The following is a 16,733-nucleotide window of genomic DNA, read 5'->3' as shown; positions in this document are numbered from 1 at the left end:
CTGTCACTGTGTGGGAATTGGTCAAATCCGGCGGCTGGATGATGTTGCCGATCATTCTGAGTTCCATCGCGGCCATGGCGATTGTCGCCGAGCGCCTGTGGACCCTGCGCGCCAGCCGCGTCACCCCCGAGCATCTGCTGGGCCAGGTCTGGGTCTGGATCAAGGACAAGCAGCTCAATAAAGAAAAGCTCAAGGAATTGCGCGCCAACTCGCCGCTGGGTGAAATCCTCGCCGCGGGCCTGGCCAACTCCAAGCATGGTCGCGAGATCATGAAGGAATGCATCGAAGAAGCCGCCGCGCGGGTGATTCACGAGCTCGAACGCTACGTCAACGCGCTGGGCACCATTGCTGCCATGGCACCGTTGCTGGGCCTGCTGGGCACAGTACTGGGCATGATCGATATTTTCAGCGCTTTCACCGGTTCCGGCATGGCCACCAACGCTTCTGTGTTGGCCGGTGGTATTTCCAAGGCACTGATCACCACCGCAGCGGGCCTGATGGTCGGTATTCCATCGGTGTTCTTCCACCGTTTCCTGCAGCGCCGCATCGATGAACTGGTGGTGGGCATGGAGCAGGAAGCGATCAAACTGGTCGAAGTGGTGCAGGGCGACCGTGACGTCGATCTGGCCGGGGACAAAGCGTGAAGTTCCGTCGCAAACCCCGGGAAACCATCGACATCAACCTCGCGTCGCTGATCGACGTGGTGTTCATCCTGTTGCTGTTTTTCGTCGTGACCACCACCTTCACCCGTGAGACCCAATTACGCGTTGATCTGCCGGAATCGGTCAGCGGCTCGCCCGCCGAGGATCAGCAGCTCAAGCAACTGGACGTCGCGATCAGCGCCGAAGGTGTGTTCTCGGTGAACAACAAGATTCTGCCGAAGAACGACCTGGCGACGTTGATGGAAGCCATGCAGAAAGAAGCCAACGGTGACACCAACATGCCGTTGTCGATCAGTGCCGACGGCAAGACCCAGCACCAATCGGTGATCACCGCCATGGACGCGGCCGGCAAGCTCGGTTTCAGCCATCTGCGCATGACCACGGTCGAGGCGGCGCCCAAATCCTGATGAGCCTGTCCGATCGTTTGCTCGCCGCGTGGTATCAGGGGCACCCGGCCCTGACGCTGCTGCGGCCGCTGGAAATGCTCTACCGCCGCGTGGTGGTCAACAAGCGCCAGCGCTTTCTCGACGGTGAAGGCCCGATCTATCAGCCGCCGGTGCCGTTGATCGTGGTCGGCAACATCACCGTCGGCGGCACCGGCAAGACGCCGATGATCCTGTGGCTGATCGAGCATTGCCGCCGTGCCGGCCTGCGCGTCGGCGTGGTCAGTCGTGGTTACGGCGCCAAACCGCCGCAACTGCCGTGGCGGGTCACCGCCGAGCAGAGCGCCGATATCGCCGGCGATGAGCCGCTGTTGATCGTGCAGCGCACCGGCGTACCGCTGATGATCGACCCTGATCGCAGTGCCGCGGTCAAAGCCTTGCTCGCCAGTGAACCGCTGGACCTGATCCTCTCCGACGATGGCATGCAACATTACCGTCTGGCGCGGGATCTGGAGCTGGTGCTGATCGACGCCGCTCGTGGTTTGGGCAACAAGCGCTGCCTGCCGGCCGGTCCGTTGCGCGAGCCGATCGAGCGCCTGCAAAGCGTCGATGGCGTACTGTTCAACGGTGCCACGGCGGATCGTGAAGAGGGTTTCGCCTTTCACCTGCAGCCGACGTCGCTGGTCAATCTGCGCAGCGGCGAGCGCCAGCCGCTGGCGCATTTTGCGCCCGGTCAATCGGTGCACGCGGTGGCCGGGATCGGCAATCCGCAACGTTTCTTCAATACCCTCGAAGCGCTAGACTGGCGGGCAATCCCCCATGCGTTTGCCGACCACGCCGAATACAGCGTGCAGGTCTTGAATTTCACACCGTCATTGCCGTTGGTGATGACCGAGAAGGATGCGGTGAAGTGCCGTGCCTTCGCGGCTGACGACTGGTGGTATCTGGCGGTCGATGCCGTGCCGTCACCGGCCTTCGTGGCCTGGTTCGACACCCAGTTGATGCGCCTGTTGCCCGATCGTCTTTTGCCTTAACTCTTTATCCAGGGAATGTTCATGGACACCAAATTGCTCGATATCCTCGCGTGCCCGATCTGCAAAGGCCCGCTCAAGCTCAGCGCCGACAAGACCGAACTGATCAGCAAGGGCGCCGGTCTGGCCTATCCGATCCGCGACGGCATCCCGGTGATGCTCGAAAGCGAAGCGCGCACCCTGACCACTGACGAGCGTCTGGATAAATGACCACTGCTTTCACCGTTGTCATCCCGTCGCGCTACGCCTCGACCCGCCTGCCGGGCAAACCGCTGCTGGATATCGCCGGCAAGCCGATGATCCAGCATGTCTGGGAACAGGCGAGCAAAAGCAGCGCCAGCCGCGTGGTGGTTGCGACTGACGATGCGCGCATCGTCGAGGCCTGCAAGGCGTTCGGCGCGGAAGTGGTGCTGACCCGTGAAGATCACAATTCCGGCACCGATCGTCTGGCTGAAGTCGCCGCCAAACTGGGCCTTGCGCCGGACGCGATCGTGGTCAACGTGCAAGGCGATGAACCGTTGATCCCGCCAAGCGTGATCGACCAGGTCGCCGCCAACCTCGCGGCCCACACCGAAGCGCGCATGGCCACGCTGGCCGAGCCGATCGAAGACGTCGAAACCCTGTTCAACCCCAACGTGGTCAAGGTCGTCAGCGACATTAACGGTCTCGCGCTGACCTTCAGTCGCGCCACCTTGCCGTGGGCCCGCGATGCTTTCGCCAAGAGCCGCGACGTGTTGCCCGAAGGCGTGCCGTACCGTCGCCACATCGGCATTTATGCCTACCGCGCCGGCTTCCTTCAGGACTTTGTGAGCTGGGGCCCGTGCTGGCTGGAAAACACCGAATCGCTGGAACAGCTGCGTGCTCTGTGGCATGGCGTACGGATTCATGTGGCCGATGCGTTGATCGCGCCGCCAACCGGGGTCGACACCGTTGAAGACCTCGAGCGCGTTCGTCGCCTGCTGGAGGCCTGATGCGCGTTCTGTTCGTGTGCCTGGGCAACATCTGCCGGTCGCCCACCGCTGAAGGCGTGTTACGCCACAAACTGCGCGCAGCGGGGCTGGAAAATCAGGTCGAAGTGGCCTCCGCCGGCACCGGTGACTGGCACGTCGGCAATCCGCCGGACAAACGCAGCCAGGCCGCAGCCAAAGTGCGGGGTTATGACCTGTCAGCGCAACGCGCGCAGCAGGTCAGCCGTGCCGATTTCGCCAGTTACGACCTGATTCTGGCCATGGACCACAGCAACCTGCGCAACCTCAAGGCCCTGCAGCCGTCCACTGGCAAGGCTGAACTCGATCTGTTTTTGCGGCGTTACGCCGGTGTGGTCGATGAAGTGCCGGATCCGTACTACGACGGCGATCAGGGCTTCGAGCAGGTACTGGACCTGATCGAAGCGGCGTGTGACCAACTGTTGATCGAAGTGAAGGGCCGGTTATGAGTTTGCAGCTTCAATCACAGGTTTCGCTGAAACCGTTCAACAGTTTTGGCGTCGATGTTCGCGCGCAGTTGTTTGCCGAGGCCCACAGCGACGCCGACGTCCGCGAAGCGCTGGCCTATGCGTCTGCCCATGACGTGCCGTTGCTGGTGATCGGCGGCGGCAGCAACCTGCTGCTGACCGCAGACATTCCGGCGCTGGTGCTGCGCATGGCGACCCGAGGCATTCGGCTGATCAGTGACGACGGCAACCGTGTAGTGATCGAAGCCGAAGCCGGCGAGCCGTGGCATCCGTTCGTGCAGCACACGCTGGCGCAGGGTTTTTCCGGTCTGGAAAACCTCAGCCTGATCCCCGGCACTGTTGGCGCGGCGCCGATGCAGAACATCGGCGCCTACGGCGTTGAGATCAAGGATGTGTTCGCCGGGCTGACCGCGCTGGACCGCCAGACCGGCGAACTGCGCGACTTCAGCCTGGAGGAGTGCAACTTCGCCTACCGCGACAGTCTGTTCAAGCAGCAGCCGGGACGTTGGCTGATCCTGCGGGTGCGCTTCAAGCTTGATCGTGTCGCGCATCTGCATTTGGAATACGGCCCGGTGCGCCAGCGCCTGACCGAGCAGGGCATCGAGCAACCGACGCCCAGCGACGTCAGCCGCGCAATCTGCAGTATCCGCAGCGAAAAACTGCCGGATCCAGCGGTGCTCGGCAATGCCGGCAGTTTCTTCAAGAATCCACTGGTATCGGCTGCACTGGTCGAGCAGATCAAGGCGCAACACCCGGATCTGGTGGCCTATGCACAGCCGGACGGGCAGGTGAAACTGGCGGCCGGTTGGCTGATTGAGCGCGCCGGTTGGAAAGGTTTTCGCGAGGCTGATGCCGGCGTGCATAAATTGCAGGCGCTGGTGCTGGTCAACTACGGCACCGCCACCGGCCTGCAATTGCTGGAGCTGGCGCAACGCATCCAGAAAGATATTGCCGAACGTTTCAATGTCGAACTGGAAATGGAGCCGAACCGTTATTGAGGCTACGCTTCAAGTCGGTATCCAAAGCCCTGCACTGAGCGAAAGTGCAGGGCTTTTTTGTTAACGGTGGGTTAACTTAGCCAGCTAACGATAACCGTCATTTGCTCCACCCAAGGCCCGGTGCAGACGTTCGCGTCGGCACAAGAGAGCCATGGTTAATACAGATCAGTAAGCAGTGTTCTCTGTGGCGAGCGAGCTTGCTCCCGCTGGACTGCGTAGCAGACCCTGCCTGAAAACCGGGCCGCTACGCGCCCCAGCGGGAGCAAGCTCCCTCGCCACAGGTTCAGTGTTCGGCTTCACTGATGTGTATTGGCCCATTAGCCTGAGTCGATCTGCGTGAACCACCGCCAGTTCTGCTCGACCCCATAACCACTAATATGCGGGCGTGCCCATGATTACCCTGAAACTAAACGGTCAAGACCATTCCCTCGATGTCACGGAAGACATGCCGCTGTTGTGGGCTATTCGTGATGTCGCCGGTTACAACGGCACCAAATTCGGCTGCGGCATGGGCCTGTGTGGCGCCTGCACCATTCACATCGACGGCTTGCCGGCGCGCAGTTGTATCACGCCGATCGGCTCGGTGATCGGGCAGAACGTCAGTACCATCGATAACCTGCACGCCGATCCGGTCGGGAAAGTCGTTCAGCAAGCCTGGCTCGACAGCGCTGTGGCGCAATGTGGTTTCTGTCAGGGCGGGCAGATCATGTCTGCCACGGCGTTGCTTAAAACCAATCCGGATCCGAGCGACGAGCAGATCGAAGAAGCGATGGTCGGCAACATTTGCCGGTGCGGCACGTATAACCGGATCAAGACCGCGATCCGTCAGGCCTCGACTCACTTGAAGGAGGCCAAGGCATGAGCCGCTTGCCGAATGATTTCGCCCTGAGCAATCTCAGCCGCCGCGGTTTTCTCAAAGGCGTCGGCGCCACGGGCGCATTGGTGCTGGCCGCGAGCTGGGGCTGGCAGGATGCATTGGCTGAAGACGCGCCGAAGAAGTTTGGCGCTGATGGCATGCCCAACGGCTGGATTGACGATCCCAAGGTTTACGTGAGCATTGCCGCAGATGGCACGGTCACCGTGGTCTGCAATCGTTCGGAAATGGGCCAGGGCGTGCGCACCAGCCTGACCATGGTGGTCGCCGATGAACTGGACGCCGATTGGGCCAGGGTCAAAGTGCAGCAGGCGCCGGGCGATGAAGTGCGGTTCGGCAATCAGGACACTGACGGTTCACGCAGCATGCGGCACTGGTATGAACCGATGCGCCGTTGCGGCGCGGCGGCCCGGACCATGCTGGAACAGGCAGCTGCCGCGCAGTGGCAGGTACCCGTAGGCGAGTGCCATGCGCAGTTGCACAAAGTGCTGCACATACCGTCCGGCCGCGAGCTGGGTTACGGCGAACTTGCCGCGGCAGCCAGTGCGCTGGCGGTGCCAGCCCGTGACAGCTTGCGCTTCAAGCAGCCGTCGGAGTTTCGCTACATCGGCAAGGAAGGCACCAAAGCCATTGACGGTGCCGACATCGTCAACGGGCGCGCGGTGTATGGCGCCGACGTGCATTTCGACGGCATGCTCTACGCGACCATCGCCCGTCCGGCGGTGTATGGCGGCAAGGTCAAGTCGCTGGATGACAGCGCCGCGCTGAAGGTTCCGGGTGTGCTGAAGGTCATGCAGATCGAGAGCCGTCCACTGCCTTCGGAATTCCAGCCGCTGGGCGGCGTCGCGGTGATTGCCAGCAATACCTGGGCGGCGATCAAGGGCCGCGAGGCGCTGAAGATCGAATGGGACGACGGCCCCAACGCCAGTTACGACTCGATCGCTTACCGCAAAGCGCTGGAAGCGGCGTCGCGCAAACCCGGCAAAGTGGTGCGCAATACCGGTGATATCGACAAGGCACTGAGCGGCGCTGCCAGTAGCCTCGAAGCCTCCTACTATTTGCCGCATCTGGCCCAGGCACCGATGGAGCCGATGGTCGCCATCGCTCGCTACGACAAAGGTGTGTGTGAAGCGTGGGCGCCGAGCCAGGCGCCGCAGGTGACTCGCGAGCGCATCGCCGAGCGTCTGGGGCTGCCGTTCGACAATGTCACCTTCAACGTCACGCTGCTTGGTGGTGGTTTCGGCCGTAAATCCAAGCCGGATTTCGTCGTCGAAGCGGCGATCCTTGCCAAGGAGTTCCCCGGTAAAGCGGTGCGAGTGCAATGGACCCGCGAAGATGACATCCATAACTCGTATTTCCACACAGTGTCCGCCGAGTATTTGAAGGCGGCTGTCGGCAAGGACGGTATGCCGTCCGGCTGGCTGCACCGCACCGTGGCGCCGAGTATTACTGCGCTGTTCGCTCCGGGCATGAACCATGAGGCGGCGTTCGAACTGGGCATGGGCTTTACCAACATGGCCTACGCGATTCCCAACGTGCGCCTGGAAAACCCCGAAGCCACGGTGCATACCCGGGTCGGCTGGTATCGCTCGGTGTCGAACATTCCTCACGGGTTTGCGATTCAGAGTTTTGTCGATGAACTGGCGCACAAGGCCGGCGTCGATCCGCTCAAATATCAGATCAAGTTGCTCGGCCCGGATCGGCAGATCGATCCACGCACCCTGAGCGAGGAGTGGAACTACGGCGAATCCCCCGAGCGCTACCCGATCGACACCGGACGCATGCGCACGGTACTGGAAACTGCGGCCAAGGCTGCCGGTTGGGGACGTCAGTTGCCCAAGGGCCGTGGTCTGGGTCTGGCGGTGCATTACAGCTTCGTCACCTATGTGGCGGCGGTGATCGAAGTCGAGGTCAAGGACGACGGTACGCTGATCGTGCACAAGGCTGACATCGCCGTCGATTGCGGGCCGCAGATCAACCCGGAACGCATCCGCTCGCAGTTCGAAGGCGCTTGTGTGATGGGCCTGGGCAACGCGGTGCTGGGTGAAATCAGCTTCAAGGACGGCAAGGTCCAGCAGGACAACTTCCACATGTACGAAGTGGCGCGCATGTCGCTGGCGCCGAAGGCAATCGCGGTGCATTTGGTGACGCCGCCGGGCGATGTGCCATTGGGTGGTGTTGGTGAACCCGGCGTACCACCGATTGCGCCGGCGCTGTGTAACGCCATCTTCGCTGCCACCGGCCAGCGCATCCGCAACCTGCCGGTGCGTTATCAGTTGCAGGGTTGGCAAAAGGCGCAAGCGTGATGGACAGCGCCGATCTCAACGTTCTGCGCAGCGTGCTCGAATGGCGCCGCGCCGGGCAGCGAGTGGTGCTGTTCAGCGTGGTGCAAACCTGGGGCACCGCGCCCCGGGCGCCGGGTGCGATGCTCGCGTTGCGCGAGGACGGCGTGGTGATTGGCTCGGTGTCGGGCGGTTGTGTCGAGGATGACTTGATCGCTCGTCTGCACGACGGGCGCATCGCCAGCGACGGACCACCGATGCAACTGATTACCTATGGCGTCACCCGCGAGGAGGCTGCGCGCTTCGGCTTGCCCTGTGGCGGCACGTTGCGTCTGACCGAAGAGCGGGTCGCTGATCCGGCGTGGGTCGCCGAATTGCTCGCGCGGTGTGAAGCGCATGAAATTGTCGCCCGTGAGCTGAACATCGAAACCGGTGAAGTGGTGCTGTCAGCGGCGAGCAAATCCGATGTGCTGGCATTCGACGGCAAGACCCTGCGCGCCATTTATGGCCCGCGCTGGCGTCTGCTGTTGATTGGCGCCGGGCAGCTGTCGCGCTACGTGGCGGACATGGCCCGGCTGCTGGATTTCGAAGTGCTGATTTGCGATCCGCGTACCGAGTTCGTCTACGGTTGGGAAGAGCATCACGGCCGCTTTGTCCCGGGCATGCCGGATGACGCTGTACTAAGCATTCAGACGGACGAACGCACAGCCATTGTCGCGCTGACCCACGACCCACGTCTGGATGATATGGCGTTGCTTACGGCGCTCGATTCGCCGGCCTTCTATGTCGGTGCACTCGGTTCGCGGGTCAACAGCCAGAAGCGCCGGGACAATCTGGCTCAGCTAGGCTTGTCAGAATCAGCCATTGCGCGATTGCATGGGCCGATCGGTCTGCACATCGGCAGCCATTCACCGGCGGAGATTGCCCTGTCGTTGTTGGCGGAGATTGTGGCGATCAAGAACGGCGTCGAGTTGAAACAGAAAAACGTTAGGGACAAGCCATGAGTCAATCCATTGCAGTGATCGTATTGGCAGCGGGCGAGGGCAGTCGCTTTCGTGAAGTTGCCGGTGCCGACAAGGACAAGCTGCTGGCCGATTGCACCGGACGCGACGGTGCGGTGCGTTCGGTGATCGAGCAGGTGTTGCTGAGTCTGCCGGCCAATCTCGACAAGCGGGTGCTGGTGACCACTGAAGCACGGCCGCAGGCGATGCGCATGGCGCAGGCTTATGGCTGCGATGTGGTCTCGATTGAATCGACCGGAATGGGTGACAGCATTGCGGCAGGCGTTGCGGCTTGCCCGGACGCCGATGGCTGGCTGATCGTGCTGGGGGATATGCCGTTTATCTTGCCATCGAGTATTGAGCGGGTGGTGGCGGCGATGGTCGATGACGCCGTGAGCGTACCGGTGCAGGACGGCGAGTTTGGCCATCCGGTGGGGTTCGGACGTTCCTTCGGGCCGGGGTTACAGGCGCTGACCGGTGATCGCGGTGCCAGGCCGTTGTTCAAGCAGGGGCGGGTGGTGGAAGTGGCGGTGGATGATCCCGGGGTGTTGTGGGATATCGATGTGCCAGAAGCGTTGGTTTTTAGATAACAGCAAGATCAAAAGATCGCAGCCTTCGGCAGCTCCTACATAGGTCTCCTGTAGGAGCTGCCGAAGGCTGCGATCTTTTGATCTTCTAAATGGAATAAAAAAAGCCCCGCCAGGTTTTCACCCGGCGGGGCTTTTTATCGGCTTTCGGAATCAGACGAGCGGTTTAGGCTCGTGTTCTTTTTCCTCGGCCGCTTGGTGATGCTCGACCGCGTCCTGAACGGAGCGTGGTGCTTCGGCGATGACCGATTCAATCACGGCTTCTTCAGTCACGGCAGCAACCTCGACCACTTCAGCAGCCGGAGCAGCAGCGGCAGCCAGTTCGGCTTCCTTCTGCAGGCGCTCGGCTTCACGCTTGCGGCGACGCACTTCACGTGGGTCGTTTGGCGCACGGCCGTTTGGCGTCAGGGCGCTGACCGGTGCGGCTTCAACCACTGGAGCAGGCTCTTCGGCCACCACAGGTGCTTCAACGACTGGCACTGGAGCAGGTTCAGCGGCTTCGACCACTGGCGCGGCAGCCTTGGCTTCTTCAACCACTGGGGCTTCAACGACTGGCGCTGGCGTTTCAGCGACGGCAGGCTCGGCAACCCAGTTGAACGCGGTCTGTTCTTCGCGAACTTCACGCACGGTTTCGGTCACGGTTTCAGCGACGGTTTCAGCAACCGGCTCTGCGGCCACGACTGGCGCTTCAACCGCCGGAGCAGGTTCGGCAGCGACGTCAGCTTGAGGCTGAGCTTCGCGAACCGGCGCGACTTCGACTTCCGGAGCAGCAATCACTTCCACCGGGGTAGTGGCCTCAACAACCGGCGCTTCCACTGGAGCGGTTTCCTGAACAGCGGCGGTCGCGCGTTCAGCTTGCTCGTGAGCCTGTGCTTCGGCCGGAGCGCTGATCACGCTGCTGGCAACAGCGGCGGTGACGGCCAGGCCGGCAGCCAGATCGGCAGCGCTTGGAGCAGCGGCGTTTTCGCCGGACTCGGATTCTTCCGAACCTTCGATCACATTGCCGTTGGCATCACGCTGACGCTCGCGACGGTTGCTGCGACGACGCTGACCACGGGAGCGACGACGTGGACGATCGCCTTCGGCGTTGTCCTGACCGTCTTCCGGCAGTTGCTCTTCGTTGGTGTTCACTTCTTCTTCAGCGACGGCAGCAGCGGCCTGCTCGGCGCGCGGTTGACGCTCTTCACGCGGCGGACGCGGTGCGCGTTCTTCGCGTGGCTGACGGGCCGGACGCTCTTCTGCGACCACGGCAGCAGTGGCAGCCGCTACGGGTGCAGCCGGAGCGGCGTCCAGAGGCTCGCGCAGTTCACGCACGCGCTCTTCACGCTCGCCACGTGGCTTGCGGTCTTCGCGTGGAGTACGTGGCGCACGTTCTTCACGCGGAGCGCGTGGAGCACGTTCTTCGCGAGCGGCTGGCGCCTCGGTACGGGCTTCACGTGGCTCGCGGACTTCACGGGCTTCACGTGGCTGACGCTCTTCACGCGGCTCGCGTGGGGCGCGTTCTTCACGCGGTGCACGTTCTTCGCGCGGCTTGCGCTCTTCATCGCGGCGACCGTTACGGTTGCGGCTCTGCTGACGACCGTTGCGACGTTCTTCGTTGCGGGCCGGACGCTCGGTGGCCGGTTTTTCAACGACGACCGGTGCGGCTGGCTCTTCTTTGGTAGCGAACAGGCTGACCAGTGATTTCACCAGACCCTTGAACAGGCTTGGCTCTGGCGCGGCAACCGGAGCCGGCGCGGGGGCTGGTGCGGCGATTTCGGTCGGCACTGGCGCGTTGGCGCGGGCCGGAGCAGTCTTGACCGCGGCTTCCTGGCGAACCAGGGTGCGGGTCGCAGCGGCTGGCTGGACTTCTTCGACTTCGGCAGCGGCAGCAGCGATTTCGTAGCTGGACTGGTTGGTCGCGGCTTCCGGGCTGTCGTCACGCAGACGCTGAACTTCGAAGTGCGGGGTTTCCAGGTGGTCGTTCGGCAGAATGACGATACGGGCACGGGTGCGCAGTTCGATCTTGGTGATCGAGTTGCGTTTTTCGTTGAGCAGGAACGCGGCAACCGGGATCGGCACCTGAGCGCGCACTTCGGCAGTGCGGTCTTTCAGGGCTTCTTCTTCGATCAGGCGCAGGATTGCCAGCGACAGCGATTCGACGTCACGGATGATGCCGGTGCCGTTGCAGCGCGGGCAGACGATGCCGCTGCTTTCGCCCAGGGATGGACGCAGGCGCTGACGGGACATTTCCAGCAGGCCGAAGCGCGAAATGCGACCGATCTGCACGCGAGCGCGGTCGGCTTCCAGGCATTCGCGGACTTTCTCTTCCACGGCGCGCTGGTTCTTGGCCGGGGTCATGTCGATGAAGTCGATGACGATCAGGCCGCCGATGTCGCGCAGGCGCAACTGACGGGCGATTTCTTCGGCGGCTTCAAGGTTGGTCTGCAGGGCGGTTTCTTCGATGTCGCTGCCTTTGGTGGCGCGCGCCGAGTTGATGTCGATGGACACCAGGGCTTCGGTCGGATCGATAACGATGGAACCGCCGGAAGGCAGTTCGACGACGCGCTGGAAAGCGGTCTCGATCTGGCTTTCGATCTGGAAACGGTTGAACAGCGGCACGCTGTCTTCGTACAGCTTGATCTTGCTGGCGTACTGCGGCATCACCTGACGGATGAAGGTCAGGGCTTCGTCCTGGGCTTCAACGCTGTCGATCAGCACTTCGCCGATGTCCTGGCGCAGGTAATCGCGGATGGCGCGGATGATCACGTTGCTTTCCTGGTAGATCAGGAATGGCGCGGAGCGATCCAGCGAGGCTTCTTTGATGGCGGTCCACAGTTGCAGCAGGTAATCGAGGTCCCACTGCATTTCTTCGCTGCTGCGGCCCAGGCCGGCAGTGCGCACGATCAGGCCCATGTCGGCCGGTGCAACCAGACCGTTCAGCGCTTCACGCAGTTCGTTGCGTTCTTCGCCTTCGATGCGACGGGAGATACCGCCGGCACGCGGGTTGTTCGGCATCAGCACGAGGTAACGACCGGCCAGGCTGATGAAGGTGGTCAGGGCAGCGCCCTTGTTGCCACGTTCTTCTTTTTCGACCTGAACGATGACTTCCTGGCCTTCGCTCAGGACGTCCTTGATGTTGACGCGGCCTTCGGGGGCTTTCTTGAAGTATTCGCGGGAGATTTCTTTGAGGGGCAGGAAGCCGTGGCGCTCGGAGCCGAAATCGACAAAGGCAGCCTCAAGGCTTGGTTCGATGCGAGTGATACGGCCTTTGTAGATGTTGGCCTTCTTCTGCTCGCGTGCACCGGATTCGATGTCCAGGTCGTAGAGGCGTTGGCCATCTACCAGTGCAACACGCAACTCTTCGGGTTGAGTTGCGTTAATCAGCATTCTTTTCATGTAGTACCGTCGGTTTCCGGGCTGCCGGAAACGGCGTTCGGCACACACGACTTCTCACGGTCGGTGTCAGGTGCGTCGGGAGTGGTTGGCCATTCCCGTGTCCAGCGATGTCAGGCCAATTGGGCCGATATCGCGACGTACGCGTCCTGCTTGCTGTGGCTACTTAAGCACTCAGTCAGGAGGAGGAATCAACCAGCGGCTGTGGACGAGATGAAGCGTCTTGATAAAGCCTATTGCTACACAGTCCGGCGGTTGTGCATCTCCACCCTACACGTATCCCTGATAATTCGGGTGCTGCCGCGCGCAGAATCCGCAGCGGGTTGGCATTTACCGTGAGCTCCGAAAGGGGAGGTCACGCATCATGGCTAATTCAGGCGATGTTTCCGAAGCCTTCGCTCGGGGTCATCTGCAGCTGACTGCACTTTGTGAACTGGCCTCGAATATGTGCCTGTCAGGCGAGTGAAAACTCTGCTCGACGGTGTAATTCAGGCCTCATGTCACCTGCGCTTGTTACAACTGCAAACTCCACCGTTACGTAGCGAAAGCCCCGTAGGACGGCCTCGCGTCCTGGTGAATTGCGTTGGTCAGGGCCGGTTTTTGACCGTGGTTCCGCTGTCCAGGCCGCTTTTGGCGGCGTTCGCGACTATAGCAGCAATGATTAAGTGCTTCAATTCCATAAAAATTGTTATCATCCGCGGCATGACAACTACTGCCCCTTCGACTCCAGGCGTTCAACTGCTTGAAGTCTCGCCGGAGTATGCCGGCCAACGAATCGACAATTTCCTCCTTGCCCGGCTCAAAGGCGTGCCCAAGACCTTGATTTACCGCATTTTGCGTAAAGGCGAAGTGCGTGTGAACAAGGGGCGGATCAAGCCCGAATACAAGCTGCAGGCCGGCGATATCGTGCGCGTGCCGCCGGTTCGCGTGCCTGAGCGCGACGAGCCGGTGCCATTGGCTCAAGGCCTGTTGCAGCGTCTGGAAGCCTCGATTGTCTACGAAGACAAAGCCCTGATCGTGATCAACAAGCCCGCCGGCATTGCGGTTCACGGCGGCAGCGGCTTGAATTACGGGGTGATCGAAGCCTTTCGTCAGTTGCGTCCCGATGCCAAGGAGCTGGAGCTGGTTCACCGTCTCGACCGTGACACTTCCGGCCTGCTGATGATCGCCAAGAAGCGCAGCATGTTGCGTCACTTGCACGCGGCATTGCGCGGTGACGGTGTCGACAAGCGCTACATGGCACTGGTGCGTGGCAATTGGGCGACCTCGATCAAGCAAGTCCGCGCGGCACTGGGTAAAAGCAACCTGCGCTCCGGGGAGCGCATGGTCGAGGTCGACGAGGAGGAGGGCAAGGAGTCGGTGACCGTGTTCAAGGTCCTGCGCCGCTTTGGCGACTTTGCCACCCTGATCGAAGCCAAGCCGATCACCGGGCGCACCCACCAGATCCGCGTCCACACCTTGCACGCCGGGCATTGCATTGCCGGCGACACCAAGTACGGCGATGACGGTTTCAGCAAGGAAATCCGTGATCTGGGCGGCAAGCGCCTGTTCCTGCACGCCTACATGCTGACCGTGCCGCTGCCCGATGGTGGTGAACTCAAACTGCAAGCCCCCGTCGATGAAATGTGGGCCAAGACCGTGGAGCGATTGAGTGCGCCCATCTGATTACAAGCTGCTGATTTTTGATTGGGACGGCACCCTCGCCGATTCCATTGGTCGGATTGTCGAGGCGATGCATTCGGCGTCCACGCGTTCCGGTTTCGAGTTGCGCGATGATTTTGCCGTCAAGGGCATCATCGGTCTGGGCTTGCCCGAGGCAATACGTACCTTGTACCCGGACATCAGCGATGCCGAAATGACCCTGTTTCGCGAGTATTACGCCGATCATTACATCGCGGCAGAAGCTGTGCCTTCGCCGCTGTTCGAGGGTGTGGTCGAGTCGATGGCGTCGTTTCGTGAGCAGGGTTATCACCTGGCGGTCGCGACCGGCAAGAATCGTCGTGGACTGGACCGGGTGCTCAAGGCCAATGGCTGGGAAGATTATTTCGATATCACCCGCGCTGCCGACGAGACCGCGAGCAAGCCGCATCCGTTGATGCTTGAGCAAATTCTCGCGCATTGCGACGTGCGGCCCGAGCAGGCGCTGATGGTCGGGGATTCGTCCTTCGATCTGCTGATGGCGCGCAACGCGGGCATGGCGTCGGTGGCGGTCAGCTACGGCGCGCAGTCGATCGAGTCGCTGCAGCAGTTCGAGCCGCGCCTGTCGATCAACCGTTTTAGTGAATTGCACGCCTGGCTGGGGCAGCAGGCTTAATACGTTTTTGCTGGGGTACAGCGCATGACCGACGAATGGAAAGCACCGGCCAAGGCAAGTGCCGACGACGGTGACGAGAAAAGCTGGAAGCTGCTGGAAAAGACTTTGCTGGCCAGTGTGCAGGAGCAGCGTCGCTCGCGGCGTTGGGGGATTTTCTTCAAGCTGCTGACATTTGTTTACCTGTTTGTTGCGCTGATCCTGTTCACGCCGCTGATGGACATGGAGAAGAGCGCCACCCGTGGCCCGAACTACACTGCGCTGATCGACGTCACCGGCATGATTGCCGACAAGGAGCCTGCCAGTGCCGACAACATTGTCGGTAGCCTGCGAGCAGCCTTCGAGGACAAGAAGGTCAAGGGTGTGATCCTGCGGATCAACAGCCCTGGCGGCAGTCCGGTGCAATCGGGTTATGTGTATGACGAGATCAAGCGTCTGCGCGGCCTGCATCCGGATACCAAGGTGTATGCGGTGATTTCCGATCTCGGTGCGTCCGGTGCCTATTACATCGCCAGTGCGGCGGATCAGATCTATGCCGACAAAGCCAGTCTGGTCGGTTCCATTGGTGTGACGGCGGCCGGTTACGGTTTTGTCGGCACCATGGACAAGCTGGGCGTCGAGCGTCGCACCTATACGTCGGGTGAGCACAAGTCGTTCCTCGATCCGTTCCAGCCGCAGAAGCCTGATGAGACTGCGTTCTGGCAGACCGTGCTGGACACCACGCACAAGCAGTTCATCAATAGCGTCAAGCAGGGGCGTGGCGATCGCCTGAAGGATAAAGAGCATCCGGAGCTGTTCTCCGGGCTGGTCTGGTCTGGCGAGCAGGCGCTGCCGCTGGGTCTGATCGATGGTTTGGGTAATGCCAGTTCGGTGGCGCGGGATGTGATTGGCGAGAAAGAGCTGGTGGATTTCACCGTGCAGGAGTCGCCGTTCGACCGCTTCTCGAAAAAGCTTGGTGCCAGTGTGGCTGAGCAGTTGGCGATGTGGATGGGGTTCCACGGGCCTTCGTTGCGCTGATTCGTTGTAAAGATCAAAAGATCGCAGCCTGCGGCAGCTCCTACAGAGATCAATGTAGGGGCTGCCGCAGGCTGCGATCTTTTGCTTTAAGGGATTTGCACGCCTTCGGCCAGCAACATGTCGATCAGGCGAATCAGTGGCAGGCCGATCAGGCTGGTGGCGTCAGGCCCCTCGGTGGACTGAAACAGGCTCACCCCCAACCCTTCGGCTTTGAAACTGCCGGCGCAGTCGTAGGGCTGCTCAAGGCGCAGGTAGCGCTCGATGCGTCCTTCGTCGAGCTGGCGCATGTGTACGGTAAATGGCACGCAGTCGACTTGGCAGTGACCCGTCTGGCTGTTGAGCAGGGCCAGGCCGGTGAGGAAGGTTACGCTAGCGCCGCTGGCCGCCAGCAGTTGCTCGCGAGCCTTGTCGAAGGTGTGCGGCTTGCCGATGATCCGTTCGTCGAGCACTGCGACTTGGTCTGAGCCGATAATCAGATGAGTGGGGTGGCTGGCGGCCAGTGCCCGGGCTTTCTGTTCGGCGAGGCGCTTGACCAGTTCGATGGCGGATTCGCCCGGCTGGTGGCTTTCGTCGATATCCGGCGAGCTGCAGACGAACGGCAGGTGCAGACGGGCGAGCAATTCACGGCGATAAGTCGAGCTCGAAGCAAGTAATAAAGGCAGCATGGGCGTCTCCTGAGGCAGGTGCGAATTCTAGCGGAGGCACGCAAGTGACGGACAGGACACAATTTCCTTTGACATGGGTGGGGGCATCCCTATA

Annotated in this window: 16 protein-coding genes; 14 read left to right on the top strand and 2 right to left on the bottom strand. The window is 61.5% G+C overall.

The window, feature by feature from the left end; translation table 11 throughout:
• Positions 1–8 precede the first annotated feature (8 nt).
• The 11 genes from GTQ41_RS19450 to GTQ41_RS19400 all read left to right on the top strand — a co-directional run bounded on the left by GTQ41_RS19450 (position 9) and on the right by GTQ41_RS19400 (position 9,274).
• Positions 9–644, top strand: a complete 636-nt coding sequence (locus GTQ41_RS19450; RefSeq protein WP_047295693.1) for a MotA/TolQ/ExbB proton channel family protein — start codon at positions 9–11, stop codon at positions 642–644.
• The gene (locus GTQ41_RS19445) at positions 641–1,069 is read left to right on the top strand and encodes a biopolymer transporter ExbD (RefSeq protein ID WP_027612340.1); all 429 of its coding nucleotides are present in this window, start codon (positions 641–643) and stop codon (positions 1,067–1,069) included. The genes GTQ41_RS19450 and GTQ41_RS19445 overlap by 4 nt, the downstream gene beginning before the upstream one ends.
• The gene (gene lpxK / locus GTQ41_RS19440) at positions 1,069–2,079 is read left to right on the top strand and encodes a tetraacyldisaccharide 4'-kinase (protein WP_047295691.1); all 1,011 of its coding nucleotides are present in this window, start codon (positions 1,069–1,071) and stop codon (positions 2,077–2,079) included. The genes GTQ41_RS19445 and lpxK overlap by 1 nt, the downstream gene beginning before the upstream one ends.
• Positions 2,080–2,100: 21 nt before the next feature.
• Positions 2,101–2,286, top strand: coding sequence for a Trm112 family protein (locus GTQ41_RS19435; RefSeq protein WP_003174668.1), 186 nt, complete (start codon positions 2,101–2,103; stop codon positions 2,284–2,286).
• Entirely contained in the window at positions 2,283–3,047 is a 765-nt protein-coding gene (gene kdsB, locus GTQ41_RS19430) for a 3-deoxy-manno-octulosonate cytidylyltransferase (protein WP_047295688.1), read from the top strand. Before GTQ41_RS19435 ends, kdsB begins: the two co-directional genes overlap by 4 nt.
• Positions 3,047–3,511, top strand: coding sequence for a low molecular weight protein-tyrosine-phosphatase (locus GTQ41_RS19425; protein ID WP_047295686.1), 465 nt, complete (start codon positions 3,047–3,049; stop codon positions 3,509–3,511). The genes kdsB and GTQ41_RS19425 overlap by 1 nt, the downstream gene beginning before the upstream one ends.
• Entirely contained in the window at positions 3,508–4,527 is a 1,020-nt protein-coding gene (murB, locus tag GTQ41_RS19420; protein WP_047295684.1) for a UDP-N-acetylmuramate dehydrogenase, read from the top strand. The genes GTQ41_RS19425 and murB overlap by 4 nt, the downstream gene beginning before the upstream one ends.
• A gap of 391 nt (positions 4,528–4,918) precedes the next feature.
• Positions 4,919–5,389 carry a (2Fe-2S)-binding protein gene (locus GTQ41_RS19415; protein ID WP_047295682.1) on the top strand — a complete coding sequence of 157 codons (471 nt, stop codon included), beginning with the start codon at positions 4,919–4,921 and terminating at the stop codon, positions 5,387–5,389.
• Complete coding sequence (locus GTQ41_RS19410) at positions 5,386–7,707, top strand: xanthine dehydrogenase family protein molybdopterin-binding subunit (RefSeq protein WP_217325343.1); 2,322 nt, start codon at positions 5,386–5,388, stop codon at positions 7,705–7,707. The genes GTQ41_RS19415 and GTQ41_RS19410 overlap by 4 nt, the downstream gene beginning before the upstream one ends.
• The gene (locus tag GTQ41_RS19405) at positions 7,707–8,687 is read left to right on the top strand and encodes an XdhC family protein (RefSeq protein ID WP_047295676.1); all 981 of its coding nucleotides are present in this window, start codon (positions 7,707–7,709) and stop codon (positions 8,685–8,687) included. The genes GTQ41_RS19410 and GTQ41_RS19405 overlap by 1 nt, the downstream gene beginning before the upstream one ends.
• Positions 8,684–9,274 carry a nucleotidyltransferase family protein gene (locus tag GTQ41_RS19400; protein ID WP_047295674.1) on the top strand — a complete coding sequence of 197 codons (591 nt, stop codon included), beginning with the start codon at positions 8,684–8,686 and terminating at the stop codon, positions 9,272–9,274. Before GTQ41_RS19405 ends, GTQ41_RS19400 begins: the two co-directional genes overlap by 4 nt.
• Before the next feature lie 150 nt (positions 9,275–9,424).
• Here the strand turns inward: GTQ41_RS19400 and rne are convergent, their stop codons facing one another.
• Positions 9,425–12,649, bottom strand: a complete 3,225-nt coding sequence (gene rne, locus GTQ41_RS19395) for a ribonuclease E (protein ID WP_047295672.1) — start codon at positions 12,647–12,649, stop codon at positions 9,425–9,427.
• Positions 12,650–13,348: 699 nt separating this feature from the next.
• Here rne and rluC point away from each other — a divergent pair.
• The 3 genes from rluC to sppA are packed head-to-tail and all read left to right on the top strand — an operon-like array spanning position 13,349 to position 15,974.
• Positions 13,349–14,311, top strand: a complete 963-nt coding sequence (gene rluC, locus GTQ41_RS19390; RefSeq protein ID WP_007950779.1) for a 23S rRNA pseudouridine(955/2504/2580) synthase RluC — start codon at positions 13,349–13,351, stop codon at positions 14,309–14,311.
• Positions 14,298–14,960 carry an HAD-IA family hydrolase gene (locus tag GTQ41_RS19385; RefSeq protein WP_047295670.1) on the top strand — a complete coding sequence of 221 codons (663 nt, stop codon included), beginning with the start codon at positions 14,298–14,300 and terminating at the stop codon, positions 14,958–14,960. The genes rluC and GTQ41_RS19385 overlap by 14 nt, the downstream gene beginning before the upstream one ends.
• Before the next feature lie 24 nt (positions 14,961–14,984).
• Positions 14,985–15,974: a signal peptide peptidase SppA gene (gene sppA / locus GTQ41_RS19380; RefSeq protein ID WP_027612352.1), complete on the top strand. Its 990-nt coding sequence runs from the start codon at positions 14,985–14,987 to the stop codon at positions 15,972–15,974.
• Between the two features lie 86 nt (positions 15,975–16,060).
• On the opposite strand, the gene GTQ41_RS19375 is transcribed toward sppA, so the two are convergent.
• The gene (locus GTQ41_RS19375) at positions 16,061–16,639 is read right to left on the bottom strand and encodes a nucleoside triphosphate pyrophosphatase (protein ID WP_047295667.1); all 579 of its coding nucleotides are present in this window, start codon (positions 16,637–16,639) and stop codon (positions 16,061–16,063) included.
• Positions 16,640–16,733: the final 94 nt, after the last annotated feature.

This window comes from Pseudomonas sp. AN-B15 (genome assembly GCF_019056475.1).
Classification (GTDB): Bacteria; Pseudomonadota; Gammaproteobacteria; order Pseudomonadales; family Pseudomonadaceae; genus Aquipseudomonas; species Aquipseudomonas parakoreensis.
The sequence above is the reverse complement of the archived record's forward strand: the minus strand, read 5'-3'. Positions and strand labels throughout refer to the sequence as shown.